Source organism: Micrococcus sp. M4NT (assembly GCF_033790745.1).
Classification (GTDB): Bacteria; Actinomycetota; Actinomycetes; order Actinomycetales; family Micrococcaceae; genus Micrococcus.
Map to the genome: position 1 here is coordinate 77,934 of NZ_JAMYEH010000008.1, position 25,459 is coordinate 103,392.

21 protein-coding genes and 1 riboswitch are annotated in these 25,459 nt (G+C 73.1%); of the genes, 7 read left to right on the forward strand and 14 right to left on the reverse strand.

What is annotated here, in order from left to right; all coding sequences use genetic code 11:
- Positions 1 to 98 precede the first annotated feature (98 nt).
- From NJC10_RS07010 to NJC10_RS07020, 3 genes are all read right to left on the reverse strand, one after another.
- On the reverse strand, positions 99 to 1,235 hold the full coding sequence (locus tag NJC10_RS07010; protein WP_319075504.1) for a YihY/virulence factor BrkB family protein: 1,137 nt from the start codon (positions 1,233 to 1,235) through the stop codon (positions 99 to 101).
- An 81-nt stretch (positions 1,236 to 1,316) separates the two neighbouring features.
- On the reverse strand, positions 1,317 to 2,738 hold the full coding sequence (locus NJC10_RS07015) for an L-serine ammonia-lyase (RefSeq protein WP_319075506.1): 1,422 nt from the start codon (positions 2,736 to 2,738) through the stop codon (positions 1,317 to 1,319).
- A 144-nt stretch (positions 2,739 to 2,882) separates the two neighbouring features.
- Positions 2,883 to 3,806, reverse strand: coding sequence for an NUDIX hydrolase (locus tag NJC10_RS07020; RefSeq protein ID WP_319075508.1), 924 nt, complete (start codon positions 3,804 to 3,806; stop codon positions 2,883 to 2,885).
- A 123-nt stretch (positions 3,807 to 3,929) separates the two neighbouring features.
- On the opposite strand from NJC10_RS07020, the gene NJC10_RS07025 reads away from it, so the two are divergent.
- From NJC10_RS07025 to NJC10_RS07040, 4 genes are all read left to right on the forward strand, one after another.
- Positions 3,930 to 4,712 carry an electron transfer flavoprotein subunit beta/FixA family protein gene (locus NJC10_RS07025; RefSeq protein WP_319075509.1) on the forward strand — a complete coding sequence of 261 codons (783 nt, stop codon included), beginning with the start codon at positions 3,930 to 3,932 and terminating at the stop codon, positions 4,710 to 4,712.
- Positions 4,709 to 5,746: an electron transfer flavoprotein subunit alpha/FixB family protein gene (locus NJC10_RS07030; protein ID WP_404464191.1), complete on the forward strand. Its 1,038-nt coding sequence runs from the start codon at positions 4,709 to 4,711 to the stop codon at positions 5,744 to 5,746. Before NJC10_RS07025 ends, NJC10_RS07030 begins: the two co-directional genes overlap by 4 nt.
- Before the next feature lie 52 nt (positions 5,747 to 5,798).
- Positions 5,799 to 7,544, forward strand: a complete 1,746-nt coding sequence (locus tag NJC10_RS07035; protein ID WP_319075512.1) for a cytochrome b/b6 domain-containing protein — start codon at positions 5,799 to 5,801, stop codon at positions 7,542 to 7,544.
- A gap of 129 nt (positions 7,545 to 7,673) precedes the next feature.
- The gene (locus NJC10_RS07040) at positions 7,674 to 9,071 is read left to right on the forward strand and encodes an MFS transporter (RefSeq protein WP_319075514.1); all 1,398 of its coding nucleotides are present in this window, start codon (positions 7,674 to 7,676) and stop codon (positions 9,069 to 9,071) included.
- A gap of 61 nt (positions 9,072 to 9,132) precedes the next feature.
- Here NJC10_RS07040 and NJC10_RS07045 read toward each other — a convergent pair whose 3' ends face one another.
- Complete coding sequence (locus tag NJC10_RS07045; RefSeq protein ID WP_319075516.1) at positions 9,133 to 10,080, reverse strand: PaaI family thioesterase; 948 nt, start codon at positions 10,078 to 10,080, stop codon at positions 9,133 to 9,135.
- Positions 10,081 to 10,245: 165 nt separating this feature from the next.
- On the opposite strand from NJC10_RS07045, the gene NJC10_RS07050 reads away from it, so the two are divergent.
- Entirely contained in the window at positions 10,246 to 11,379 is a 1,134-nt protein-coding gene (locus NJC10_RS07050) for an acyl-CoA dehydrogenase family protein (RefSeq protein WP_319075517.1), read from the forward strand.
- 101 nt (positions 11,380 to 11,480) lie between these two features.
- Here the strand turns inward: NJC10_RS07050 and NJC10_RS07055 are convergent, their stop codons facing one another.
- The 4 genes from NJC10_RS07055 to NJC10_RS07070 are packed head-to-tail and all read right to left on the reverse strand — an operon-like array spanning position 11,481 to position 15,930.
- Positions 11,481 to 12,668 carry an enoyl-CoA hydratase/isomerase family protein gene (locus NJC10_RS07055; RefSeq protein ID WP_319075518.1) on the reverse strand — a complete coding sequence of 396 codons (1,188 nt, stop codon included), beginning with the start codon at positions 12,666 to 12,668 and terminating at the stop codon, positions 11,481 to 11,483.
- Positions 12,665 to 13,462 (reverse strand): enoyl-CoA hydratase, encoded by a 798-nt coding sequence (locus NJC10_RS07060; protein WP_319075520.1) that lies wholly within the window; start codon positions 13,460 to 13,462, stop codon positions 12,665 to 12,667. Before NJC10_RS07060 ends, NJC10_RS07055 begins: the two co-directional genes overlap by 4 nt.
- Positions 13,459 to 14,376, reverse strand: a complete 918-nt coding sequence (gene mmsB / locus NJC10_RS07065; RefSeq protein ID WP_319075522.1) for a 3-hydroxyisobutyrate dehydrogenase — start codon at positions 14,374 to 14,376, stop codon at positions 13,459 to 13,461. The genes NJC10_RS07060 and mmsB overlap by 4 nt, the downstream gene beginning before the upstream one ends.
- Positions 14,377 to 14,415: 39 nt before the next feature.
- Positions 14,416 to 15,930, reverse strand: coding sequence for a CoA-acylating methylmalonate-semialdehyde dehydrogenase (locus tag NJC10_RS07070; RefSeq protein ID WP_248116574.1), 1,515 nt, complete (start codon positions 15,928 to 15,930; stop codon positions 14,416 to 14,418).
- Between the two features lie 182 nt (positions 15,931 to 16,112).
- Between NJC10_RS07070 and NJC10_RS07075 the strand changes: the two genes are divergently transcribed.
- Positions 16,113 to 16,886 carry an SDR family NAD(P)-dependent oxidoreductase gene (locus NJC10_RS07075; RefSeq protein ID WP_319075524.1) on the forward strand — a complete coding sequence of 258 codons (774 nt, stop codon included), beginning with the start codon at positions 16,113 to 16,115 and terminating at the stop codon, positions 16,884 to 16,886.
- 49 nt (positions 16,887 to 16,935) lie between these two features.
- Here NJC10_RS07075 and NJC10_RS07080 read toward each other — a convergent pair whose 3' ends face one another.
- From NJC10_RS07080 to NJC10_RS07090, 3 genes are read right to left on the reverse strand one after another with little or no spacing between them, the layout of a single operon-like run.
- On the reverse strand, positions 16,936 to 17,370 hold the full coding sequence (locus NJC10_RS07080) for a GNAT family N-acetyltransferase (protein WP_298713664.1): 435 nt from the start codon (positions 17,368 to 17,370) through the stop codon (positions 16,936 to 16,938).
- Complete coding sequence (locus NJC10_RS07085; RefSeq protein WP_319075526.1) at positions 17,367 to 17,918, reverse strand: MarR family transcriptional regulator; 552 nt, start codon at positions 17,916 to 17,918, stop codon at positions 17,367 to 17,369. Before NJC10_RS07085 ends, NJC10_RS07080 begins: the two co-directional genes overlap by 4 nt.
- A gap of 14 nt (positions 17,919 to 17,932) precedes the next feature.
- The gene (locus tag NJC10_RS07090; protein WP_319075527.1) at positions 17,933 to 19,729 is read right to left on the reverse strand and encodes an AMP-binding protein; all 1,797 of its coding nucleotides are present in this window, start codon (positions 19,727 to 19,729) and stop codon (positions 17,933 to 17,935) included.
- A 175-nt stretch (positions 19,730 to 19,904) separates the two neighbouring features.
- Between NJC10_RS07090 and NJC10_RS07095 the strand changes: the two genes are divergently transcribed.
- Complete coding sequence (locus NJC10_RS07095) at positions 19,905 to 21,086, forward strand: acyl-CoA dehydrogenase family protein (protein ID WP_319075528.1); 1,182 nt, start codon at positions 19,905 to 19,907, stop codon at positions 21,084 to 21,086.
- Here NJC10_RS07095 and NJC10_RS07100 read toward each other — a convergent pair.
- The 3 genes from NJC10_RS07100 to NJC10_RS07110 all read right to left on the reverse strand — a co-directional run bounded on the left by NJC10_RS07100 (position 21,034) and on the right by NJC10_RS07110 (position 25,060).
- Positions 21,034 to 21,801 carry a YoaK family protein gene (locus tag NJC10_RS07100; RefSeq protein ID WP_319075529.1) on the reverse strand — a complete coding sequence of 256 codons (768 nt, stop codon included), beginning with the start codon at positions 21,799 to 21,801 and terminating at the stop codon, positions 21,034 to 21,036. The genes NJC10_RS07095 and NJC10_RS07100 overlap by 53 nt on opposite strands.
- 106 nt (positions 21,802 to 21,907) lie before the next feature.
- Positions 21,908 to 22,996 carry a YeiH family protein gene (locus NJC10_RS07105; RefSeq protein WP_319075531.1) on the reverse strand — a complete coding sequence of 363 codons (1,089 nt, stop codon included), beginning with the start codon at positions 22,994 to 22,996 and terminating at the stop codon, positions 21,908 to 21,910.
- A 123-nt stretch (positions 22,997 to 23,119) separates the two neighbouring features.
- Complete coding sequence (locus tag NJC10_RS07110) at positions 23,120 to 25,060, reverse strand: metallophosphoesterase family protein (RefSeq protein ID WP_319075533.1); 1,941 nt, start codon at positions 25,058 to 25,060, stop codon at positions 23,120 to 23,122.
- Between the two features lie 207 nt (positions 25,061 to 25,267).
- A riboswitch (glycine riboswitch) is annotated at positions 25,268 to 25,388 on the forward strand.
- Positions 25,389 to 25,459: the final 71 nt, after the last annotated feature.

Sequence of the window (25,459 nt, forward strand, 5' to 3'; positions counted from 1 at the left end):
CCTCGCAGAGGAGGCCCCCCGGCCTCGGCCGCGAGGAGACGAACGGGCGCCCACCTCGATGAGGTGGGCGCCCGTTCGTCGTGCCGGGGACGTGAGGCTCAGGACGTGGCGTGGCGGGGGCCGGAGCCGCCGTCAGAGGTGTCCGGGGCGTCCTCGTGGGCGGCCCGCAGCTCGTAGCCCTTCTCCTCCAGCTCCTCCTGCTTCTCCACCTTCTTCACCAGGGCGTCGGTGTCCTTGGGGGGCAGGCGCACGGCCTTCTCGGCGGGCATGCCGGCGGTCAGCTGCTTGGCGCGCTCCACCTCGGTGTCGATCTCCGCGCCGAGCAGCAGCACGATGTTGAAGATCCACAGCGCGAAGAGCAGGGCCATGATGCCGCCGATCGCGCCGTAGGCGCTGTAGCCGGCGAACTGCGTGAGGTACACGGACAGCGCGACGGCGGCGAGGGCCAGGCCGACGAGCGCGAAGACGTTGCCCGGGCCGAACATGTGGAAGCTCGGCTTCTTCACGTTCGGGGTGGTGTAGTACAGGGTCGCGATGAGCAGGAGCAGCAGCACGATGACCACGGGCCACTTCACCCAGGCCCAGATCGGCAGGAAGGTGTCGAGCAGGAAGTCCACCACGCCGCCCAGGCCGAGCGGCTGGGCGATCGGCGCGAGGAAGCCCTCGACGAGCGACTTGTTGAGGGCCAGGGAGATCAGCACGAGCACGATGCCCACGATCAGGATGAGCGTGGTGAGGAGGTTGGTGAGGGTCAGCTTGACGAAGCCGCGCCCCTCCTCGTAGTTGTAGACCTGGTTCATGCTGCGGTTGAACGCCTTCACGTATGCGGAGGCGGACCACAGGGCGGTCAGGATGCCGATCACCAGGGCGATGATGCCGCCGGTCGCCTGGTTGCTCATGGTGGTGATCAGGTCCGTCACCATGGGCTCGTACTCGACGGGCACCGCGCCGGCGATCTGGTTGATCAGGTCGTCCACGGCCTGGCGGTTGTTGGAGAGGACGAGGCTGAGGATGGAGAAGATCGCGAGCAGGGACGGGGCCAGCGAGAGCACCATGAAGTAGGTGAGCTTCGCGGCGAGGTCTGTGCCGCCGTCGTTGCCGAACTCCTTGAGGGCACGGGTGAGGGCGTACTTCCAGCCCTTGCCGTCCAGCTTGACGTCCTTCAGGCGCTCCGTGCGCTCCTCCGGGTCGATCCTCGCGCCCTCGAGGGTCGCGTCGACGGGGTGAATGGCCACGGTGGGTCCTTCCGCATGACAGGTCAGGGGTCGCGCCCACAGTAGCCGACCCGGGCCGTCAGGGCCCGGGCCGGGGACCCGTCAGCACTCGGGGACGTTGACGGCGAGCCCGCCGCGCGAGGTCTCCTTGTACTTGGACTTCATGTCCGCACCGGTGTCACGCATCGTCTTGATCGCCTGGTCCAGGCTCACGCGGTGCGTGCCGTCGCCGAGGAGGGCGAGGCGGGCGGCGTTGATGGCCTTCACGGACGCGATGGCGTTGCGCTCGATGCAGGGCACCTGGACGAGGCCGCCCACGGGGTCGCAGGTCAGGCCGAGGTTGTGCTCGATCCCGATCTCCGCCGCGTTCTCCACCTGCTCGGGGGTGCCGCCGAGCACCGCGCACAGCGCGCCGGCCGCCATGGAGCAGGCCGAGCCGACCTCGCCCTGACAGCCGACCTCGGCGCCGGAGATGGACGCGTTGCGCTTGTACAGGATGCCGATGGCCGCGGCGGTGAGGAGGAAGTCCACCACCTTGTCCTCGCGCTCGGCGTCCGTGGAGTCCTCCGACATCTCGAACCGCTTGAAGTAGTGCATCACCGCGGGGATGATGCCGGCGGCGCCGTTGGTGGGGGCCGTGACGATGCGTCCGCCGGAGGCGTTCTCCTCGTTCACCGCCAGGGCGAAGAGGTTCACCCACTCCATGGCCCACATCGGGTCCTTCTCCCCGGTCTGGGCCTCGAGGTGCGCGCGCAGGGCGGGGGCGCGACGGCGGACCTTCAGCCCGCCGGGCAGGATCGGCTCGGTGCGGGTGGTGCCGTTCTCGACGCACTCCTCCATGACGGCCCAGATGGCCAGGAGCTTGCCGCGCAGCTCCCCGAGGTCGTGCTTGACCGCCTCGTTGGCCAGCATCAGCTCGGCGATCGAGATGCCGTTGGCGCGGCAGTGGGCCACCAGCTCGGCGCCCGAGGAGAACGGGTAGGGCTCAGCGCCCTCGGTGGCCTCGTCCTTGCGGTTCACGTCCCGGGCCTCGTCCAGCTCGGCCTCGAGCTCGTCCGAGGTGACCACGAATCCGCCGCCCACGGAGTAGTAGTCGCGCGTGTGCAGCTCCTCGCCGGCCTCGTCGAAGGCGGTCAGGCGCATGCCGTTGGGGTGGCCGGGCAGGTTCTGCCGCATGTGCAGGACCATGTCCTTCCTGCGGTCGAAGTGGATCTCCCGGCGGCCGTCGAGCGGCATGCGGCTGCTGTCCACGATGTCCTTGACGAGCCCCACGCAGGCGTCGGGGTCGATGGTCTCCGGGTCCTGGCCCGCGAGGCCCAGGAGGACGGCGGTGTCGGAGCCGTGGCCGATGCCCGTGGCGGCGAGGGAGCCGTACAGCTCCGCCTTCACGCGGTGGGTGGAGTCGAGCACGTCGTTCTGCTGCAGGCTGGAGGTGAAGCGGCGCGCGGCGCGCATGGGACCCACGGTGTGGGACGACGACGGGCCGATGCCGATCGAGAACAGGTCGAGGACGCTCAGCGACATGCCGGGGACTCCTTGGTTGCCGGGACGGGGCCCGGGATGTGGGGCGCTCCGCGGGAGGCGTCCGGCGCGTCGGTCCGGGCTCACCGGACGACGGGCGCCGTGGTCGACCCTCCCGTGCTGTCCAGCGTAGGGGCAGACCGGGCCTCAGAGCACGTTGTCGGGGCTCTCCTCCACGGTGGCGGCGGCCCGGAAGGCGGCCAGGTCGCGCAGGTAGTCGGCGGCACCCGTGAAGTCGGGGCGGGGGGCGTTCGCCCTCAGCATGACGGCCTGCAGCGGCTCGAGGCTCCGGCTCAGGGGCACCACGTCCTCGCACCCCTCGGCGTCGGCGAGGGCGCGCAGCTGCCACCACGTCGGGGCCATGAGGTTCACCGCTCCCGCCCGGAAGCGCTCGAGCAGCGCCGCGGGGGTGGCCCAGCCGTGATGGGCGGCCTCGGTCGAGACCCGCTCGGGGGACTGGCCCGCGGGCAGGCGGACCACGAAGAAGAAGGTGTCGTAGCGCCGCGCGCCGCCGGGCGGCGTGATCCAGCGCGACCACGGGACGAGCGCCCCGACGTCGGGGGCGAGGCCCTCGTGCGCCAGGAACGCGCCGAAGTCCACCTCGTGGCGCTCCACCTGCGCGCGCAGCTCAGCAGGGAGCGCGGCCACGCGCTGCGCGTCCACCGGGACGCCGGTGGCCGCGTCCCGGGCCAGGAGCACACCCACCTCCTCGAAGGTCTCCCGCACGACGGCGGCCAGCAGGCGCCCGGCGGCGCGCTCCGGGGCGAGGTCCCCGAGGGTGCTCCGCGCGCCCTCCGGCTCACCGGGCAGGCCGAGCCTGTCCGCCCACCCCGCGAGGTCGACCCCGTCCCACAGGGCGGGCGGCAGCTCGTCGGCCGGGTCCACCCGTCCGCCGGGGAAGGCCGTGGCGTGCGCGCTGAAGGCCATGGTGGCGGCGCGCTGGAGGGCGAACACCTCGAGGCCGCCCTCCTCGCCCGGGCGCACCAGGAGGAGGGAGGACGCCGGGCGGGCGGGCGCATCGAGGGGCGGAGTGCCCTCGTGGGGGGCGCGGGGCGGGTGGGAGGCTGTCACCACCGTCACACTAGTCAACCGGGGTTGTGTAGCGTGAGCCCTGCATGCCGTGCGCGCCAAGAGCAGGGCCTCATCCCGCTCGGCGCCGCGCGGCCCCGAGCGGAGATTCGAGGAGGAGAGGCCGTGAAGATCCTGGTGCTGGCCAAGCAGGTGCCGGACACGTGGCAGGAGCGTGAGCTGAGCCTGGAGACCGGTTGGGTGGTGCGCGACGGCGCGGCCGAGCCCGTGCCGGACGAGATCAGCGAGCGCGTCATGGAGGTCGCCCTGGGCTGGCGGGACGCCGGCGCGGACGTCGAGGTCGTGGCCCTGACGGTGGGCCCCGAGGACTCCTCGAAGACCCTGCGCAAGATGCTGGCCATGGGCGCGGACTCCGCCGTGCAGATCACCGACGACGCCCTCGTCGGCTCGGACGCCGTGGAGACGGCCCGCGTGATCGCCGCGGCCGTCGAGAAGGAAGGCGCCGACCTCGTGCTCGCCGGCACCTTGTCCACGGACGGCGGCACCGGCGTGGTGCCGGCCATGGTCGCCGAGCTCCTGGACCGGCCCTACCTGCCGCATGCTGAGGCCCCCGAGTTGGTCGACGGCGAGCTGACCGGCACCGTGGCGACCTCGGACGCGGACGTGCGCGCCGCCGTCGCCCTGCCCGCCGTGGCGAGCCTGACGGAGAAGACGCCCGAGCCCCGGTTCCCGAACTTCAAGAACATCATGGCGGCCAAGAAGAAGCCGCTCACCGTGCTGTCCCTGGCCGACCTCGGCATCGCCGCGGGCCCGGCCCAGGCCGCCTACCGCTCCGTGATGGTCTCGGCGGACACGCGCCCCGAGCGTGCCGCGGGCGAGAAGATCACCGACGACGGCACCGCCGCCGAGCGGCTGGTGGAGTTCCTCGCGGGTCGGGGGCTCGTGTGAGCGCGAACGTGGAGGAGACCGAGATGACGACGCAGACCGATGCCGCGAACAGCGGTCAGACCGTGCTGGTGCACGCCGAGATCGGCGCGGACGGCGCGCTCCGCCCGGTCGTGGCCGAGCTGCTCGGCGCCGCCGCCACCGTGGGCGTGCCCGAGGCCGTCCTCGTGACCGGCGCGGAGGGCAGGGACGCCGCCGTCGCCCGTCTGGGGGAGTACGGCGCCACGCGCGTCCACGTCCTTGTGGCCGACGACGCCGCCACCACCCTGGGTGACGCGGCCGTGCAGGCCCTGACGGCCGTGACCGCCCGCACCGCTCCCGTGGCCGTGCTGCTCTCCGGCAGCCCGGAGTCCCGCGCGGTGGCCGGCCGTCTGTCCGTTCGGGCCCGCGGCCCCGTGTGCGCGGACGCCGTGGGGCTGCGCTGGGCCGACGACGAGGTCATCGCCCGCCACTCCGTGTTCGGCGGCGACTACCTCAGCGAGTCCACCGGCGAGGGCGGCCCCCGGATCATCACCATGCGCCCCGGCGCCGTCGCGGACCGGGCCCCGGCCGTCGAGGCGCCCGAGGTCGTGGAGCTGGCCGCCGCCGAGCTGGGCCCGGTGACCGCCGGCGCCCGGGTGCTCGAGGTGAGCGCCCGGACGCAGAACTCCGCCCGCCCGCCCCTGCGCGGTGCGAAGACCGTCGTTGCCGGCGGCCGCGGTGTGGGATCCGAGGAGGGCTTCGCGATCGTCGAGCAGCTCGCCGACGAGCTCGGCGCCGCCGTGGGCGCCTCGCGCGCCGCCGTGGACTCCGGCTACACCGCGGCCGACCGCCAGGTGGGTCAGACCGGCGTGATCGTGTCCCCGAACCTGTACATCGCCCTGGGCATCTCCGGAGCCATCCAGCACCTGGCCGGCATGAAGACCGCCAAGACCATCGTGGCGATCGACAAAAACGAGGACGCCGAGATCTTCGAGCACGCCGACTTCGGTGTGGTCGGGGACATCTTCCAGGTGGTCCCGCAGGTCATCGAGCAGCTGCGCACCCGCCGCGGCTGAACCGGTGCGGGCGCGGTCCGCCTCGGACCGTGCCCCTCGGACGAGGAGAAGCATGCCCAAGCAGCGAATGGCCGGATACGTCCCCCTGAAGGGCGCCCCGGCCGAGACCGAGCCCGCCCCCGCCCTGGCGCAGGACACCACGACGGCGGCCCCGGCCCCGGTGGTGGCGCCCGCCGCACCGGTGGCCGCGGCCGCCGCCCCGGTGGCGCCGACCGCACCGGCGTCGGCTCTGACCCCCCTGTCCACGCGACGCCGCATGGCCGGATACGTCCCGTTCGCCCGCGATGCCGAGTGGCTCGGCGGGGCCCCCGCCCCGGCCGCCGGCTCGACCCCGGCCGCGGCTTCGGCGCGGCCTGCCGCCCCCGAGCCGATCGCCGCCTCGGCGTCCCCGACGCGGGCCCCCGCACCCGCGGAGACCGAGCCCGTCGTGCCGGACGTGGCGGCCGCCGTCGCCGCCGCCGCGACCGGTGCGCCCGCCGCTGCCGGGGTGGGCGCTCCCGTGGAGTCCGACCTCGTGCCGCTCGCGGAGCGGCGACGCATGGCCGGGTACGTGCCGTTCGCCCGGGAGGGGGAGTGGTTCACCGAGCTGGCCGCCGTGGGCGTCCCCACCGCGCCGGAGACGGTGGCGCAGGAGGTCGTCGCACCGGAGTCGGTCACCGCCGAGCCCGCCGCCCCGGCGCCGGCCCGGCCGGTCGTCGCCGAGCCGGCCGATGCGGAACCGGCCGTCGCCGCCCCCGTGGCCGCGGCGTCGGCCGCGGAGCCGGCTCCCACCGCGCCGGACACCCGTTCGGCCCCGCCGGCCTCCGCCGCGCAGCCGCCCCGGGCCGCCCCCGGGGCCGCCACCGGCACGCCCGCTCGGGCCGCGGAGACGGACGCCGCCGTGTCCGCCGCCCCGTCCCGTCTGCGCAAGGCGCTGCCGGCGGTGGCCGGCGTCGTGGTGCTGGCGCTGCTCGCGGTGCTGGCCGGACGCTGGCTGCGGAGCCTCGACCCGGTGGCGGACTTCATCGCGACCTATGACGGGCACCCGGTCCTGCCCGAGGGCACCCCCGAGGGGATGCCCTGGTGGATGGGCTGGCAGCACTTCCTGAACATGTTCCTGATGGTGCTGATCATCCGGACGGGCCTGCAGATCCGCCACGAGACGCGGCCTCCGGCCAACTTCACGCCGACGAAGGACGGCCTGTTCTCCGCACGGGGCAACACCCCAAAGAAGTTCTCGCTCACCATCTGGATGCACCAGGCACTCGACGCGCTGTGGCTGCTCAACGGCGTGATCTTCGTGGTGCTGCTGATCGTCACCGGCCACTGGGCGCGGATCGTGCCCACGGACCCGCACGTGTTCCAGCACGCCCTGTCCGCCGGCATTCAGTACCTGTCCCTGGACTGGCCCACGGAGAACGGCTGGGTGCACTACAACGCGCTGCAGATGCTCTCCTACGCGCTGGTGGTGTTCGTGGCTGCCCCGCTCGCCGCCCTCACGGGCTGGCGCATGTCCTCGTGGTTCCCCACGGAGGCCAAGGGGCTGAACAAGGCATTCCCCATGGGGGCGGCCCGCAAGGTGCACTTCCCGGTGATGGTCTTCTTCGTGGCGTTCATCCTGGTGCACGTGTTCCTCGTGGCCTTCACGGGCCTGCTGACGAATCTGAACCACATGTACACCTCCCGGGGCGGGGCCACAGACGCGTGGGGCCTGGTGGTGTTCCTCGTGAGCGTGGCGGTCACCGCCGCCGCGTGGTTCTTCCTGAAGCCCGCCTTTACGGCCCCCGTGGCCTCCCGGTTCGGCACCGTGGGCCGCTGAGTCGTCGTGTGGTCCACCAGATGGTCGTGGCGAAGAAAATAGTTGCACGTCCGACTTTTGCCCCTTAGTGTGATCTAGAACACAGCGACGTCGCCCGTCGCGGTGCCCCCGCACCCTAGGAGCGTCCCCATGGCCGAGTCTCTCGCCCCGCCCGCGGCCCCCGTCGCCGAAGCCCCCGTCACCCCCGTGCAGCGCCGGCGCGCGTTCGTCGGCGCCATCGCCGGCCACCTCATCGAGTGGTACGACTACGGCGTCTACGGCTTCCTCGCCGTCTACGTGGCCGCCAACTTCTTCAAGAGCGAGGATCCGATGGTCGGCATCCTGGCCGCCTTCGCCGTCTTCGCGCTCAGCTTCTTCGTCCGTCCGCTCGGCGGCCTGTTCTTCGGGCCCCTCGCGGACCGGATCGGCCGCCGCAAGACCCTCATGCTCGTGCTCGGGCTGATGTGCAGCGCCACGGCCGTGATCGGCATGCTGCCCACCTACGCGACCATCGGCGTCGCGGCCCCGGTCCTGCTCGTGCTCATGCGCCTGGTCCAGGGCTTCTCCGCCGGCGGCGAGGTGTCCACCATCTCGGCGTTCGTGGCCGAGTACGCCGTCAAGGGCCGGCGCGGCTTCGCGACGTCCTTCCTCATGGTCACCGCCGCCGTGGGCCTGCTGCTGGGCGGCGTCGTCGCCAACGGCCTGGGCGCGATCATCGGCACCGAGGCCATGGCCGCGTGGGGCTGGCGCCTGCCGTTCCTGCTGGCCGGCGTGCTGGGTGCGGTGGCGGTGTTCATCCGCATGAAGCTCGAGGACAGCCCCGAGTTCCAGCGCCTGCACACCGAGGGCCGCACCTCGAAGGCCCCGCTGCGCGAGACCCTGCGTCACCAGCGGCAGCTCTTCCTCATGGGCGCGGTCATCACACTGCTGGGCTCCACGTTCTACCTCGTGCTGACCTACCTGACCACCTACATGAAGACCATCCTGGAGGTCGAGCCGGGCGCCATCTTCTGGCTGGTCCTGCTGACGGGCGTCACCGCCGCGGCGTTCATGCCGGTCGGCGGCGCGATCTCGGACCGCATGGGCGACCGCCGCCCCATGCTCGCGATCGGCGCCCTGCTGGTCTCCGGCGCCGTGGTCTGGTTCTTCCTCACCGCGCCCGGCACAGAGGGCTCCCTGCCCCTCGTCCCCTCGCTGCTGGCCCTCGGCGTCACCACCGGCCTGTACTGCGGCGTCCCGTACGCCACCATGACCGAGCTCATGCCGGCGCACGTCCGCTCCACCGGCGTCGCCCTGGGCTACAACGTGCCGGTGGCCCTGTTCGGCGGCTCGGCCCCGTTCATCGCGACCTGGCTCATCAACCAGACCGGCGACGTCGCCTCCCCGATGTACTTCTTCCTCGCCACTGCGGCCGTGTCCCTGCTCGGCGTGGCGATGCTGCGCCCGGCCGACCTGCTCGGCCACGAGGACGTGCCGGTGATCGGCTCGCCGGACGCGGTGGGCGCCCCCGTACTCCCGGTACTTTCGAACGTGACTTCGGGGAAATGAGCGCTTTCGAACGTGAGATAGGCCCTATCTCACGTTCGAAAGCGCTCGGGCGTGCGGGGCGTCAGCCCCGGGCCGCGCGGAAGGTGACCTGCACCTGGACCATCGGCTTGTCCGCCACGGGGTCGCCGTCGGCGCCGACCGGCACGAGGTCCACGTCCACGAGGCGCAACGACCGGCCGGCGTGCCGCACCCGCGTGAGGGCGACCATCTCGCCGTGGCCCGGGCGCACGAACACCACGCGCACGGCCTGGACGTCGTAGCGCTCGCGGTCCGGCATGGCCGCCTGCGCGGCCGTGACCGCCCGCAGGGTCATGGCCCCGCCATGCACCGCACCGGAGGGGTTGGCCAGCTCGGGCTTGGGGGCGAAGCGGGCGCCCGGGGTCGCCGCGGCGGCGACGGCGGGGCGCACGTCCCGCTCGGCCGGAGTCAACGACGCCGGGCGGGCGGCCAGCAGCACCGGCATGGGCACGCGGGTCTCGGCTCCGCGGGGCAGCCGTCCGGCGGCGACGAACTCGGCCATCCGCTCCGGTGCTCCGGCGGGCACCGACTGGAACCAGCCGGTCGCCTCGACCACGCGGCGTCCGCCCGCGTCCTCGAGCCAGGCCCGGGCCACGCCACCCCCCGCATCCCAGCTCAGCGGGCGGGTCCAGCACTCCAGCAGCGGGCCGTCGTCGTCCCCGGCCGTGACGGCCGCGGCGTCGAAGGCGGGCAGCGGGCCGAGCACGTTGACCTGCAGCTCGGTGGTGACCACGGCCTCGATGTCCCGGGCCGCGTGGTGCACGGCCACTGCGGTGGCGTTGTCCATGATCACGGTGGCGGCCGCGCCGGTGGGCCGTCCGTCCAGGTCGAGGCACCAGGGGCCGACCTCGAACGCGGCCGGGTTGAGGGCGCCGCCCCGCGCGCTCATCAGGGCGTGACGACGGATGCCGAACAGCTGCTCCGTGCGTCCGGAGGCGTGGGAGCGGGGGCCGGTGGGCGAGTCCGCGGTGGGGCTGGTGGTGGTCTGCACGGGCAGAACGTTAGTCCACGGCCCGGTGGTGAGGCGCAGAATCGTTGGATGTCCTATTATCGTGGTGACGACAGTCACACCCTGTCGCCGCCCGTGACATCACCCTCGCCCCACCCCGTCGTGGACCGCCCGCGCGGCCGGACCGAGCCCCAGGAGGACGAACCCATGTTCCCCATCACCGACGACCAGAAGGCCCTGGTCGACGCCGTCCGCGACTTCGCCGAGCAGCGCGTCGCCCCGCACGCCCTCGACTGGGACGCCGAGAAGCACTTCCCGGTGGACGTCCTCGCCGAGGCCGGTGAGCTCGGCCTGGGCGGCATCTACGTGGGGGAGGAGCACGGCGGCACCGGCCTGGAGCGCACGGACGCGATCCTGATCTTCGAGGAGCTCTCCAAGGCGGACCCGGCCTTCGCCGCCTACATCTCCATCCACAACATGGTGGCCTGGATGATCGACTCCTTCGGCAGCGACGAGCAGCGCGCCCGCTGGATCCCCGAGCTCGCGCGCATGGAGCACCTGGCCAGCTACTGCCTCACCGAACCCGGCGCCGGCTCGGACGCGGCCGCGCTGAAGACCCGCGCCGTCCGCGACGGCGACCACTACGTCCTCAACGGCGTCAAGCAGTTCATCTCCGGCGCCGGCTCCTCCGACTTCTACGTGGTGATGTGCCGCACCGCGGACACGGGCGCCCGGGGGATCTCCGCCGTCGTGGTCCACAAGGACACCCCCGGCCTGTCCTTCGGCCCCAACGAGAAGAAGATGGGCTGGCACACCCAGCCCACGCGCCAGGTGATCTTCGAGGACGTCCGCGTGCCCGTGGCCGACCGTCTCGGCGAGGAGGGCGACGGCTTCCGCATCGCCATGAAGGGCCTCAACGGCGGCCGTCTGAACATCGGCGCCTGCTCGATCGGCGGCGGCCTGGCCGCGCTGGACAAGGCCACCCGCTACCTCAAGGAGCGCAGCGCGTTCGGCGAGCCGCTCGCCACCAAGCAGGCCCTCGTCTTCGAGCTTGCGGACATGTCCGTGAAGCTGGAGACCGCCCACACGATGCTCATGCGCGCCGCGGACGCCCTGGATCGCAACGACCCGGACACCGTGCGCCTGTGCGCCATGGCCAAGCTCGTGGCCACCGAGTCCGGCTACGAGGCCGCCGACACCGCCCTGCAGCTGCACGGCGGCTACGGCTACCTGCACGAGTACGGCGTGGAGAAGCTCGTCCGCGACCTGCGTGTGCACCGGATCCTCGAGGGCTCCAACGAGATCATGCGCATGATCGTGGGCCGCGGCCTGATCGGCTGACGGCGGGGGCCCCGCCTGGCCGCCCCGCCCGGCCGCCCCGCACAGCACGGCGCTCCGGGGTCACGTCCTGTGACCCCGGGGCGCCGTCCGTCGGGGCGGGCTCAGCCGAGCTCGAGCAGGTCCACCCCGGACACGGGCTCGAAGTGCCCGGCCACGTCCTCGGCCGAGACGTCCTCGAGCCGGGCCGGACTCCACATCGGATTCTTGTCCTTGTCCACGAGCAGCGCGCGGATGCCCTCGGCCATGTCCGGCTCGCGCATCAGGTGGGTGCCGATCGTGAACTCCTGGCGCAGCGCGTCGGCCACGGTCAGGTCTGCTGTGCGCGCGGCCAACCGGCGCTGGGCCTCATGGGCCACGGCGACGGCGGTCGGCGACTTGGTGCGGATGGCCTCGGCGGCCTTCCCCGCGGCCTCGGCGTGCTCCCCGCCCGCGGCGGCGCGCTCGTCCAGGGTGGCGAGGACCTCGGCGGCCGTCTCCCGGCCGTAGGCGTCCTCGATCCACTCGCGGCCGGCCACGAGGGCGGAGGCGGGCCGCTCGCCCTCGGCCACGGCGAAGCGAGCGAGCACCTCATCGGCGGCGGCGAAGGCGGCCTCATCGCGCGTGCCCGCGCCCTCGGCTGGGGCGAGGGCACCGAGTGCCCCGGCGAGCGCCTGCTCGAGCTCGTCCAGCCGGGCGGACTCCACGAAGACGTCCGCCAGGCCCAGGGCCACCGCGTCGGAACCGGAGGCGTGCGCCGAGGTCGCGGCCAGGTGGCGGCCCGCCTGGAAGGGGGCGCGGGCCAGGTGGAACGAGCCGCCGACGTCGGGGGTGAACCCGATCGCCGTCTCGGGCATGCCGGCGCGGGTGCGCTCGGTGGCCACGCGGTGCGAGCCGTGCACGGACACGCCCATGCCGCCGCCCAGGACGATGCCGTCCATGAAGGCCACGTACGGCTTGGGGTAGGTGGCGATGCGCTCGTTCATCGCGTACTCGTCGCGGAAGAACTGCTCGGCCTCCGCGAACCGCCCGGCCAGGAGGGAGGCGCGCAGGGAGACGACGTCGCCGCCGGCGCACAGTCCCTTCTCCCCGGCGCCGCGGATCAGCACGCCGCGCACGGCGGGGTCCGCGGCCCAGTCGGTCAGGGCCGCGTCGATCGCCCGGACCATGTCCTGCGTCAGCGCGTTCAGGGCGCGCGGACGGTTCAGCGTGATGCGGCCGAGACCGTCGCGGACCTCGAGGAGCACCTCGTCCGCCGCACCGTCCTGCCCGGCCGCGGGGGCCGTCGTCGTGGTGGTCTGCGCCTCGCTCATCGGTGCTGCCACCCCGCCTCGCGCTTGCTCGCGAACGCGTCCATGCCCTCCTTCTGGTCCGCCGTGGCGAACGCGGAGTGGAACACGCGGCGCTCGAAGGCGATGCCCTGGGCGAGCGTGGTCTCGAACGCGGCGTTGACGGTCTCCTTGGCCATCCAGGCGGCGGGCTTGGACTTGGCCGCGATGGTCGCGGCCACCTCCTGCGCCTCCTCGAGGGCCTGCCCGTCGGCCACCACGCGGGAGACCAGGCCGATGCGCTCGGCCTCCTCCGCCCCGATCATGCGGCCGGTGAGGATCATGTCCATGGCCTTCGCCTTGCCCACGGCGCGGGTCAGGCGCTGGGAGCCGCCCATGCCGGGGATGACGCCGAGGTTGATCTCGGGCTGGCCGAACTTCGCGCCCTCGCCGGCCACGAGCACGTCGGCCATCATGGCCAGCTCGCAGCCGCCGCCGAGGGCGTAGCCGGTCACGCACGCCACGATGGGGGTGCGGGCGCGGGTGAGCCCGTCCCAGCCGGCGAACCAGTCGGCCGCGTACATCTCCGAGAAGTCCTTCGTGGCCATCTCCTTGATGTCCGCGCCGGCAGCGAACGCCTTGGGGGAGCCGGAGAGCAGGATCGCCCCGATCTCCGGGTCGGCGTCCAGTTCCTGCACGGCCGCGACGACGGCGCGCATCGTCGCGTCGTTCAGCGCGTTCAGGGCCTTCGGGCGGTTCAGGCGGATGTGCCCGACCCGGCCCTCCCGCTCCACGATGATCGGCGACTCGGCGCCGTTCGGGGTGGTCTGTTCGCTCATGCCTCGCTCCTGTCTGTGTGTGCTGCCCGGATGTCCTCGATGATGCCGGAGAAGTCGCGCCCGGCTCCATCCCCGGCCGCGTACTCGGCGTACTTGGCCTGCGCGAGGCGGCCCATGTCCGCCGCCACGCCCTGCTGGTCCAGGGCCTGCAGGGCGAGGCCGAGGTCCTTGGACATGAGGGCGCCGGCGAAGCCCGGCCGGTAGTCGCGGTTCGCGGGGGAGCCCGGCACCGGGCCGGGCACGGGGCAGTTGGTGGTGAGCGCCCAGCACTGCCCGGAGGCCTGGCTCATCACGTCGTAGAGGGCCTGGTGGTCGAGGCCGAGGCGCTCGCCGAGCACGAAGGCCTCGGCCACGGCGATCTGCGTGACGCCCAGGACCATGTTGTTGCAGATCTTCGCCGCCTGGCCCAGCCCGGACCCGCCGCAGTGCACGATCCGCCCGCCCATCACCTCGAGCAGCGGCAGCACCTCGGCGTACACGTCGTCGTCGGCGCCCACCATGAACGCGAGCGTCCCGGCCTCGGCGCCCACCTGGCCGCCCGAGACGGGCGCGTCGGCGGCCCGCATGCCCGCGGCCACGGCCGCCTCGGCGGCCTCGCGGGCCTCCGCCACGTCGATCGTGGAGCAGTCCAGGAACACGGTGCCCGGGCGGGCGGCGCCGAGGAGCCCCGGCGCGTCGCCCCGGCCCCGGTACACGTCCAGCACGAGGCGCCCGTTGGGCAGCATGGTGAGCACGACGTCGGCCTCGGCGGCCGCCGCGGCGGTGTCCGAGACGGTCTCGACGCCGGCCGCGCGGGCCTTCTCGAGCGCTGCGGGGACGAGGTCGAAGCCGAGCACGCGGTGGCCCGCGGCGGCGAGGTTGGCGGCCATGGGGCCGCCCATGTGGCCGAGGCCGAGGAACAGGACGGTGGTCATGGGGATCCTCCGGGTCGGGGTGGGTGCGTGAGGGGCGGGTCAGGACCCGGCGGGCATCACGAAGCTGGCGCCCTCGCGGTTGCCCGAGGGCCAGCGCGTGGTGATCGTCTTGGTCTTGGTGTAGAACTTCAGCCCGTCCGTGCCGTGCTGGTTGAGGTCGCCGAAGCCGGACGCCTTCCAGCCGCCGAACGTGTAGTACGCGATCGGCACGGGGATCGGCACGTTCACGCCGACCATGCCGACCTCCACGCGGGTGGTGAAGTCGCGGGCCGTGTCTCCGTCGCGGGTGAAGATGGCCACGCCGTTGCCGTACTCGTGCTCGTTCGGCAGGGCGAGGGCGTCCTCGTAGTCCTTCGCGCGGACCACGCAGAGCACGGGGCCGAAGATCTCCTCGCGGTAGATCCGCATGTCCGGGCTCACGCGGTCGAACAGGGTGGCGCCCACGTAGAAGCCGTCCTCGTGGCCCTCGACGACGACGCCGCGGCCGTCCTCGACCAGCTCGGCGCCCTCCTCGACGCCCGAGGCGATGCACTCCTCGATGCGGCGCTGCGCGTCCTTCGAGACGACGGGCCCGAAGTCCGAGGACTCCTCCAGCGACGGACCGACCCTCAGGCCCTCCATGCGCTCGCGGAGCAGGGCCACGAGGCGGTCGGCGGTCTCCTCCCCGACGGGGACGGCCACGGACAGGGCCATGCAGCGCTCGCCGGCGGAGCCGAACGCGGCGCCGATGAGGGCGTCCGCGGCCATCTCGAGGTCCGCGTCCGGCATGATCACGGCGTGGTTCTTGGCCCCGCCGAAGCACTGGGCGCGCTTGCCCATGCGGGCGGCGTGCTCGTAGATGGACTGGGCGATCGGGGTGGAGCCCACGAAGCCCACGGCCTTCACGCGCGGGTCCTCGATGAGGGTGTCCACCGCGAGCTTGTCCCCGTGCACCACGTTGAGGGTGCCCTCGGGCATGCCGGCCTCGAGGGCCAGCTCGGCCAGGCGCACCGGCACGGAGGGGTCGCGCTCGGAGGGCTTGAGGATGAACGCGTTGCCCGCGGCCAGCGCGATGCCGGCCTTCCACAGGGGGATCATCGCGGGGAAGTTGAAGGGGGTGATGCCCACGACCACGCCGAGGGGCTGGCGGATGGAGTGCACGTCCACGCCGCGGCCGACCTCGGAGGAGAACTCGCCCTTGAGCAGGTGCGGCGCGCCGGCGGCGAACTCGACCACCTCGACGCCGCGCTGGATGTCGCCGCGGGCGTCCGGGACGGTCTTGCCGTGCTCCTGGGCCAGGGTCCGGGCCAGCTCGTCCGCGTGCGCGTTGATCAGGTCCACCCAGCGCAGCAGGATGCGGGCGCGGCGCTGCGGGTTGAGGCGGGACCAGGCCTGGAACCCCTGCTCCGCGGAGGCGACGGCGGCCTCCACCTCCTCCTTCGTGGCCAGCGGCACGCGTCCGGCCACCTGCCCGAGGGCCGGGTGGTACACGTCGCCGAAGCGGCCGGACTCGCCGTCGGTGCGGCGTCCGTGCACGAAGTGGGGGATCACGGGGGTGGAGGTCTCGAGGGACATGGTGGCGGCTCCTGAAGCGATGGTCGAGGCGGTGGAGGTCGGTCCCGGGAGCCCGGAGCTGGCGCTGCCGCGGGGCCGTGCGGTGTGATCTGGATGACGTTGCCGCTAATCTATGGCGAGAACGTAGGACATGCAACTATCGAGCGCCGGGAGTAATCCCCGGCCCGAGGTGAGGAGCCCTCATGGACCTGAAGAACGCCAGCGCCATCGTCACGGGGGGCGCCTCCGGCCTCGGCCACGCCACGGCGCGCCGGCTCGCGAAGGCGGGCGTCGCCGTCGTGGTGGTGGACCTGCCGGACCGTGAGGGGGAGACCCTCCGCGCCGACGCCGTGGCCTCCCTGGGCGAGCGGGCGCGGTTCGTCCCCGGCGACGTCACCCAGGAGGCGGCGGCGGAGGCCGCCGTCGCCGCGGCCGCCGAGCTCGCGCCCCTGCGCGTCCTGGTCAACTGCGCCGGCGTGGCCACCCCCGGCAAGCTCGTGGGCCGCGAGGGCCCGCTGCTGGCCGAGACGCTGGCGCGCGTCCTCGCGATCAACACCGTGGGCACCGTGAACTTCATGGCCCGTGCCGCGCAGGCGATGCAGGGGCAGGAGCTGTGGGGCGAGGACCGCGGCGTGATCGTCAACACCGCCTCCGTGGCCGCCTACGACGGCCAGATCGGGCAGATCGCCTACGCCGCGTCGAAGGGCGCCGTGGTCTCGATGACCCTCCCGGCGGCGCGCGAGCTCGCCCAGAGCGCGATCCGCGTGGTGACGATCGCGCCGGGCCTGATGGAGACTCCGATGATGGCCGGCCTGCCCGAGGCCGCGCGCGAGGCGCTCGCCACGAAGACCCCGCATCCCGCCCGCCTGGGCCGCCCGGACGACTACGCCCTGCTCGTGGAGCAGATCGTGGCCAACCCGTTCCTCAACGGCGAGGTCATCCGCCTCGACGGCGCCGTGCGCCTCGAGCCCCGCTGAGCCGTCCGGCGGGGCTTGGCTGCCCGGGCGGACAACGGGGCGGGCCCGTTCACGAGAAGCGGACGAAGCCGCGCATGCCGCCGTGCGGGAAGTCTCGGATCTCCCGGAACCCCAGGGACTCGTAGAAGGCGCGCTGCCTCTCCTCGGCGTCCGTCATGAGGATGTGCTGACGGACGGACGCGAACGGCGCGAACGCCCTGCCGACCAGCTCGGAGGCGATCCCGCGGCGCTGGTGCTCCGGATCGACCAGCACGTCCTGCAGGTACGCGATGGTGTGGCCGTCCGAGATCACGCGGGCCAGGCCCACGAGGCGCTCGTCCCTCCACGCCGTCACCACGTGCGCCGAGCCGGCGAGCCCGCGCATCAGGGAGTCGAGGTCGTCGGTGTAGGCGGACCAGCCGACGGAGTCGTAGAGCGCCCGCACGTCCTTGGCGCCGGGGATCCTGCCGGCGGAGCAGCGGATGTCCGCGGGCGTCCCGCTCATCGGTCCCGCCCGGCCGGGCTCTCCGCGCCGTCCCCGGCCTCGAAGTCCCCCGCCTGGGCCCGGAAGCGGGCGAGGATCTCGTTGAGCTGCGCGACGTCGCCGTCCTCGAAGCCCGTCTGCCCGAACACCTCCGCGTTGAGCGCCTCCGTGGCCTCCGCGGCCACCCTCGTGCCCTCGTCCGTGAGCACCAGCACGAAGGCCCGACGGTCGGACTCGTGCGGCCGGCGCTCCACGAGGCCCGCGGCCTCGAGCCGGTCCACCGCGTTGGTCACGGACGTGGGGTGCACCTGCAGGAGCGCGCTCGCCTTGGACATGAGCAGCCGCTTCTCCCGGGAGAAGTTCAGGAGGGCGAGCAGCTCGTAGCGGGCGAACGTCAGGCCGAACGGCTTGAGCACCGTCTGCGTGCGCGCCAGGAAGATCTGCTGGGCGCGCATGATCGAGGTGACCGCCGCCATCGGGGCCGCGACCTCGCCCCATCCGTGGCGCTCCCAGTTCAGGGCGGCCTCCGCGATGGGGTCCTTGGTCAGGGGCGTGCTGTTGACGGTCATGGATTCCAGCCTAGTCAGCGCTGCAGGTCCAGGTCCTCCTCGCGGTACTCGGCGCCGTAGCCCTCGGGGGCCTCGCCGGTCTCGGACCGGGAGACCTCCGCCTTGCGCAGCTCCACGCGGCGGATCTTGCCCGAGATGGTCTTGGGCAGCTCGAGGAACTCGATGCGGCGGATCCGCTTGTACGGGGGCAGCTGCGTGAGCGTGTACTGCAGGATCGCCCGGGCCGTCTCCGCCGTGGGCTCGTGGCCGGGGGCGAGGGTCACGAACGCCTTGGGCACGGCCAGGCGCACCTCGTCCGGGGTCGGCACGATGGCCGCCTCCATGACGGCCGCGTGCTGCACGAGCACCGACTCGAGCTCGAACGGGGAGACCTTGTAGTCGGAGGACTTGAACACGTCGTCGGCGCGGCCCACATAGGTCAGCACGCCGTTCTCGTCGCGGGAGGCGATGTCGCCGGTGTGGAAGACGCCGTCGCGGAAGACGTCGTCGGTCTTCTCCTGGTTGCCGTAGTAGGACTTCAGCAGGCCCACGGGGCGCGGGTCCAGGCGGAGGCAGATCTCGCCCTCCGCGGCCTCCGCGCCGGTCAGCGGGTCGATGAGGACCACGTCCATGCCGGGCAGGGGGCGGCCCATGGAACCGATGACGACCTTCTGCTCCGGCGTGTTGGCCACCTGGAGGGTGGTCTCGGTCATCCCGAACCCGTCGCGGATCGTGGCGCCCCAGGCCTTCTGGACCTGGTCGATGACCTCGGCGTTCAGGGGCTCGCCGGCGGAGATCGCCTTCGTCGGCGGGGTGGCCAGCTGGGTCATGTCCGCCTTGATCAGCATGCGCCACACGGTGGGCGGGGCGCAGAAGCTCGTGACCCCGTAGCGGGCCATGTTCGCCATGAGGGAGGCGGGGTCGAACTTGCGGGCGTTGTGCACGAAGATCGTGGCCTCCGCGATCCACGGGGCGAAGAAGTTGGACCACGCGTGCTTGGCCCACCCCGGCGAGGCCACGTTCAGGTGCACGTCGCCGGGCTCGAGGCCGATCCAGTACACCGTGGTCAGGTGGCCCACGGGGTAGGAGGTGTGGGTGTGCTCCACGAGCTTGGGCTTCGAGGTGGTGCCGGACGTGAAGTAGAACAGCAGCGTCTCCTCGGCCGGCGTCGGCTCGTCCGGGGCCAGCTCCGAGGAGGAGGAGGCGGCGTCGTCGTAGGAGAGCACCGTGTGGCCGGCGACTCGAGGGGCCGTGCGGTCCGCACCCTCGGCGAAGACGCCGGGGACGTGCACGAGGCGCAGGCCCTCGCCCACCCCCGCGAACTTGGCGAGGTCCTCGGCGCCGGCCACGGCCCACGAGGCCTCGGCGCGCTCGACGCGGTCCTCGAGGTCGGCCGACGTCATCTGCGTGGTGGTGGGGATCATGACGACGCGCAGCTTGATGCACGCGAGCATGAACTCCCACAGCTCCACCTGGTTGTTCAGCATGAGGATCAGGCGCTCGCCACGGCGCAGGCCCTGCTCGGTGAGCCAGGTGGCCACGCGGTTCGAGGCGGCGGAGAGCTCCGCGAAGGTCCGCTCGGTGCTGCGCCCGTCGTCCTCCGCGATGATCAGGGCGGGCACGTCCGCGCGGGCGGGGTCCTTCGCCAGCTGGTCGAACCAGTCGAATCCGAAGTTGAAGTGCTCGAAGCGGGGCCACGCGAACTCGGCGCGGGCCCGGGCATAGTCGGTCTGGCACTCGACGAGGAGGTCGCGGGCGGCGCGGAACGCCGCGGTGACCTCGCTCTGGTCTGTGGTGGCGGGGGCCTGGGGAGTGGTGTCCGGGGTGGTCAAGGGAGTCCTCCTCGTCGGGGCGGGCGGCAGGGGCGCGGGCCGCCCGTGGCCGATGTCCGCTGTGATCTGCAACACTACTCACAGACATGGATAGTCGGAAGTCCTACAGTCGGACTGACGCGAAGACGTCGGCGGCCGCCGGCTCGTGCGTCCGCCGCGCCCGAAGGAGACACCGTTGACCAGCCCCGCCACCCCCTCGCCCTCCGCCCTGCCGCACGTGGACCTGCTCCGTCTGCGGGACTGCCTCGACGAGGCCGAGCGCGCGCGACTCGAGGCGATCGAGGAGCACCTGCAGACGCAGGTCCGCCCGCGCCTGGCCCCGTACTGGGATGCCGAGGAGTTCCCCTTCGACCTCCTGCCCGGGCTGGCCGGGCTCGGCCTGGGGCGGCTGCTCACGGACGGCTCGTCGTCGCTCTTCCAGCACCTCGTGCACGCGGAGATCGCGCGCGTGGACCTCTCCCTCTCCGCGCTCGTGGGCATCCACAACGAGCTGAACCTCGGGATGATCGTGCAGCTGGGCTCGGACGAGCAGAAGGCCCGCTGGCAGGGGCCGCTCGAGCGGTTCGAGGCGATCGGCGCCTTCTGCCTGACCGAGCCGGAGCACGGCTCGGACATCGCGGGCGGGCTGGAGACGACCGCGACGCGGGAGGGGGACGAGTGGGTCATCCGCGGCGCCAAGCGCTGGATCGGCGCGGGGACCATCGCGCAGGTGGCGCTCGTGTGGGCGCGTGACACGGCCGACGGCGAGATCAAGGGCTTCGTGGTCCCCACGGACACCCCCGGCTACGAGGCCTCGAAGATCGCCGGGAAGATGGGCCTGCGCATCATGCAGAACGCGGACATCACGCTGGACGTGCGCCTGCCGCTGGACGCTCAGCTGCCCGGCGCGGCCACCTTCGACGCCACGCGCGACCTCCTGCGGGACTCGCGCATGTGGGTGGGCTGGCAGGGGGTGGGCGTGCAGATGGGCCTGCTCGACGTGCTGCGGGCGTATGCGCTGGAGCGCCGGCAGTTCGGCCGCCCGCTCGCCAAGTTCCAGATGATCCAGTCCCAGATCGCCGAGGTGGCAGGCAACCTGGCGGCGGCCTCCGGGATGATGATGCAGGTGCACCGGCTCAACGAGGCCGGGACGATGGACATGATGCACGCGGCCATGGGCAAGGCCACGTCCACGCGCCTGGCGCGCTCCTCCGCGGCCCTCGCCCGGGACGCCTTCGGCGGCAACGGCCTGCTCAGCGAGTACGAGGTCTCCCGGATGATGGGCGACATCGAGGCCATCTACAGCTACGAGGGCTCCTACGGCATCAACGCGCTGATCGTGGGCCGCGCCCTGACGGGCGTCTCGGCCTTCGTCTGAGCCACGCCTCCCTCAGGTCCTGGACGAGGGGCCGGTGGGCGATCAGCAGGAGCACCGCGGCCACGGGCACCACCACCTCGAAGCCGAGCCAGAGGTACCCCAGGGCGCCCGCCATGCCTCCCAGGAAGAACAGGGCCACGAGCCCGGCCAGGGCGGCGATGCGCCGCGGCTCCCCGACGACCGGGTCCGCGGCGTCCGCGGGACTGCGGTAGAGGGCCTTCCCGATCTCGACGCCGATGTCCGTGACCATGCCCGTGATGTGGGTGGTGCACACGGGCCACTCGCCGATCCGTGTGATGAGCGCGTTCCGGAGGCCCATGGTGAAGCAGAGGACACCCACCACGACCACGGAGCGGTGGGCGTCCTGCAGGCGCTCGGCGAGCAGCCCGAAGAGCAGCATCCCCATGCCCTCGAGCAGCAGGATGTTGGCGTAGCGCGAGTGCAGTCCCCGGACCCGACCCCAGTTGAAGACGAGCGCGCAGGCCACCGCCCCCAGCACGAAGGCCGTCAGCGCGAGTGCTCCCACGGCCACCAGGTCCGGCAGGCCCAGGGCGATCGCGTCCGCCATCGAGGCGACGATGCCGGTCATGTGAGAGGTGTACCGGGCCACGGCGACGAACCCGACGGAGTTGAGGATCCCCGCCACCACCGTGAGGACGCAGGCGAGGTGGAGGTTGCGGCGCACGGTGCGCTCGGGGCTGCACAGGTTGAGCACGTCGTCACCCTAGGTCGCTCTCGCAGAGGACGCGGGCGGGTTGCGCCGCCGGTCGTCGACGCGGCCTGCTCCGGAGCGCCCGTTTCGCACACGGAAGCGGGCGCCCTCACGCCAGCAGGGCCGCGCCCGCTCCGCCCACGGCGACCGCGACGGCGGTGCTCCCCGCGCCGAGCACGAGCGGCCTCGGGCCCACGGCGGCGATCGAGCGCAGGTGCACGTTCAGGCCCAGCGCCACCATGGCGGCGGCCAGCAGCACCTGCTGCAGCACGGCGACGGCGTCCAGGACTCCGGCGGGCAGCACGCCGGTCGCCCGGATCGCGACGGCGGCCAGGAACCCGAGCACGAACCACGGCACGAGCGGTGGCCGGGTGACGCTCGCGGCCGGATCCGCGCCCGGGACGGCGGCGTCCTCGCCCGTGGCCGACCCGGCCGGACGGCGCCGCTCCCACCAGGCCAGGCCCGTCATGACCGGCGCGAGCAGGACGACGCGCGCGAGCTTCACGGTGACCGCCACGGAGAGCGCCGTCGGGCCGACGAGCCCGCCGGCCGCCACCACCTGGGCGACCTCGTGCGTGGACGCGCCGATCCACAGCCCGGCCACCCGCTCGTCGAGCCCGAGCCCACCGATGAGCAGCGGCATCAGCGGGATCATGAGCGTCCCGAACAGCACCACGAGGCCGATCGCCGTGGCCGCCATCTCGCGGCGCGCGCGCACCACGGAGTCCGCGCCGGCGACGGCCGCCGCGCCGCAGATCGAGAACCCCGAGGCCACGAGGGCCGTCAGGTCCCACGGCAGCCCCAGCGCGCGCCCCAGCGCCACGGTCGCCGCGAACGTGAGGCCGACGGCGGCCACCACCAGCGCGATCACGCCCGGGCCCAGCGCGAGCACGTCGGCGAGCACCAGCTGCAGCCCGAGCAGGACGATGCCCGCGCGCAGCACCGGCTTCGCCGCGACCGCGATGCCCGGGGCGAGGGTCGCCGGCACGCGGGCGAGGTTCCGCCACGCCAGGCCCACGAGGATGGCGAGCAGCAGCGGGCTGAGCGCGGGCACCCAGGGGCGCGCCGTCGCCGCGATCAGGACGCAGACGACGCCGAGCACCGTGCAGACCGCGAGGCCGGGCAGCCAGGCGGCGCGGGCGGGGCCGGCCGTCGGCCGCGGGGCGGACCTGGGGGTGGAGGAGGGTGACGCGCGCACGGGGCCACCCTAGGGGAGGCCGCGCGACACGGCTGCGCCGGTGCGCCCACCCTGAGGTCCGTGCCGCGACGCCCTCGACGTCGCGGCACGGACCTCAGGGTCGGCGAAGGGGACCGGTGTCCGTCAGCGGCGCGGCTTCGGCACTCCGCTGCGGTCGAAGCGGACCACCTGGACGTCGTCGTACGCGCGGCGCTCCGTGCGCACCAGCCGGTACTGGGCGTCCAGGATCGGGAACACGTACATCGGCGTCAGCGTCATCTCGGCCTCCTGGCCGCGGCGCTTCAGGTCGATCTGCAGGTGGCCGTAGTGCATGCCGCCGTCCACGAGCTGGCGCACGCCGTCCACGTCGGCCCAGGTCTCGGGCTCGTGCGTGTTGGCGGTCCACTCCATGTGGGTGTTGAAGCGCACCGGAACGTACTCGCCCGCCGCGTTCTTGGCGTACTGCTCGCCGCGCAGGCCGTCCGCGGCCACGCCCACGTCGTAGGCGTGGAAGCCGCGGCCGTCGCCGTCCGCGTCCACCCACGAGCGCTGGAACATCTCGTCGTGCCCGGAGATGACGACGGCGACGCCGTACTTCTCCAGCAGCGGCGTGTACACGCGCATCGCGACGCCGGACTGGTCGTCCGGGAACTCGTGGTTCGGCGGGGTGCCGTGCACGCCCACGGAGTAGGGCGCGTGGTGGAACTCGACCATGATGATCTGCCCCTTCGCCCGCGCGTCGGCGAGCTGGCGCTCCGCCCAGGCCCACTGGTCGTGGCCGGGGTTGAACACGGGGAGGTCGGCGTCCGCGGCGGTGGTGCCGGGGAAGACCTCCGTGAAGGCCTCCTCGTAGGCGGCCTGGGTGAACGAGCCCTGCGTGTCGGTCGGCATGCGCTCGGCCGTGAGGTTGCGGTCGTCGCCCGAGAACGTCTCGCCGGAGAGCAGGCCCGCGCCCACGGACTCGTCCGGCACGCCGTTCGTGGAGTCCAGCGTGATGATCGTCAGCGGCCCGTGGTCGGTGCGGTAGTAGGAGCCGCGGTACTGCGGGTTCTCCTGGTCCGTGCCGGCGCCGGTGCGCTCGAAGTAGGCGTGGTACTTGTTGCGCGAGCGGACCACGGGGGAGCGGTCCTCGGGGGTGCCGTAGCCGCCGTTGATCGAGGCGAAGGTCTCCCAGTTGCCCAGCGAGGTGATGAGCGGGACATGCGAGGCGATGTCCGAGAGCTCGCCCGCGAAGTGGCGGAAGAACTCGTCCCAGCCCGGCTGGTAGCCGCCGCCCTGGCCGAGGTCGCCGGCCACGAGCAGCAGGTCCGGGTCCGCGGCCTCGATGTGGCGGACGTTCTCGGTGAGCGCGACGTCCTGGGTCAGGGGGTATTTCAGCGTGAACTGGCCGTAGCGCGTCGTGGAGCCGAAGGTGTGGTGCCACAGCGAGCCCTCGCCCGGGCGGGGCAGCGAGCTCTCGGTGTAGGGGGTGACCTGGTTGAGCTCCCACTCGCGGTTCTCGACGCGCCCGAAGGGCTCGGTCTCGGTGTCCGAGAAGGCGATCACGCGCAGGTCGTGCCAGCCGTTGCCGGCGTCGGCCGTGCGGAACGTGGCGGTGTGGCGCTGCCCGCCCTGGGTGACGGTGTAGGTGTACTCCTTGCCGGGCTTCAGGCCGGTGAGGGAGACGCGGTGCTTCCAGTTCTGCGCGCCCAGCAGCCACGAGCCGTGGGCGAGGCCCTCGATGCTCTGGGCCAGCTCCGCCTCGGTGTAGTCGAGCAGGGGCTGGTGCTCGGGGGCGGAGACGCGCGTGCCCGCCGGGCGGGTGCGGCCCTTGCCGTGGTTGTTGCCCAGGCCCGGGCCGGAGACGACGACGGTGCCGGCCACGCCGCGCTCGGAGAACCACACGAGGTCCATCGAGGTGGCGGTGGGCTCCATGAGGTAGGGCAGGACGCGGAAGCCGTCGCCCCCGGCGGGGGCGGCCGAGGCGCCGGCGGCGGTCTTCGCCAGGGCGGCGGGGGCCGCGGTGGACACGGTGCCCGCGACGACGGCGGCGGCCAGCGTGCGCAGGCCGGTGCGGCGGGAGAAGGTCGGGTTCAGGGCGTTCACGGTGGCCTCCGGGAGGGTGGGTGGCGAGGGTACGGCTCCGATCCTGCGCCCCGGAGTCGGCGGGCGGCTCAGCGTCAGGTGGACGGCCGGCGTCGGGCGGGTGAACTCGGGTCGCCCGCCGTCGTCCTGCCCCCGTCCGGCCGGGCGACCGTCCACCCGGCCTCTGTGTCCCGCGCGACACCGTGTGGGATACTCGAGCCACGCCGCATGCCCCCCGCGGGAGAGCGTCGACGCGCCCCGTGCCCTGCCGGGCCCGGAGCGCCGGTCGGCCGCCGAAGGAGCAAGTCCTCCCCGGGAATCTCTCAGGCACCCGTACCGCGAGGGGTCAGGCGCTCTGGAAAGCGTCCTTGTCGCGCCCGCACCCGCGGCCGTGCAGGGGCCACCGACGGTGCAAGCCGG

Bases quoted from the DNA above. Each gene is read 5' to 3' on its own strand.
- NJC10_RS07015 (WP_319075506.1), bottom strand. From the start codon at position 2,738: ATGTCGCTGAGCGTCCTCGACCTGTTCTCGATCGGCATCGGCCCGTCG.
- NJC10_RS07035 (WP_319075512.1), top strand. From the start codon at position 5,799: ATGCCCAAGCAGCGAATGGCCGGATACGTCCCCCTGAAGGGCGCCCCG.
- NJC10_RS07040 (WP_319075514.1), top strand. From the start codon at position 7,674: ATGGCCGAGTCTCTCGCCCCGCCCGCGGCCCCCGTCGCCGAAGCCCCC.
- NJC10_RS07050 (WP_319075517.1), top strand. From the start codon at position 10,246: ATGTTCCCCATCACCGACGACCAGAAGGCCCTGGTCGACGCCGTCCGC.
- NJC10_RS07055 (WP_319075518.1), bottom strand. From the start codon at position 12,668: ATGAGCGAGGCGCAGACCACCACGACGACGGCCCCCGCGGCCGGGCAG.
- NJC10_RS07060 (WP_319075520.1), bottom strand. From the start codon at position 13,462: ATGAGCGAACAGACCACCCCGAACGGCGCCGAGTCGCCGATCATCGTG.
- mmsB (WP_319075522.1), bottom strand. From the start codon at position 14,376: ATGACCACCGTCCTGTTCCTCGGCCTCGGCCACATGGGCGGCCCCATG.
- NJC10_RS07070 (WP_248116574.1), bottom strand. From the start codon at position 15,930: ATGTCCCTCGAGACCTCCACCCCCGTGATCCCCCACTTCGTGCACGGA.
- NJC10_RS07075 (WP_319075524.1), top strand. From the start codon at position 16,113: ATGGACCTGAAGAACGCCAGCGCCATCGTCACGGGGGGCGCCTCCGGC.
- NJC10_RS07080 (WP_298713664.1), bottom strand. From the start codon at position 17,370: ATGAGCGGGACGCCCGCGGACATCCGCTGCTCCGCCGGCAGGATCCCC.
- NJC10_RS07085 (WP_319075526.1), bottom strand. From the start codon at position 17,918: ATGACCGTCAACAGCACGCCCCTGACCAAGGACCCCATCGCGGAGGCC.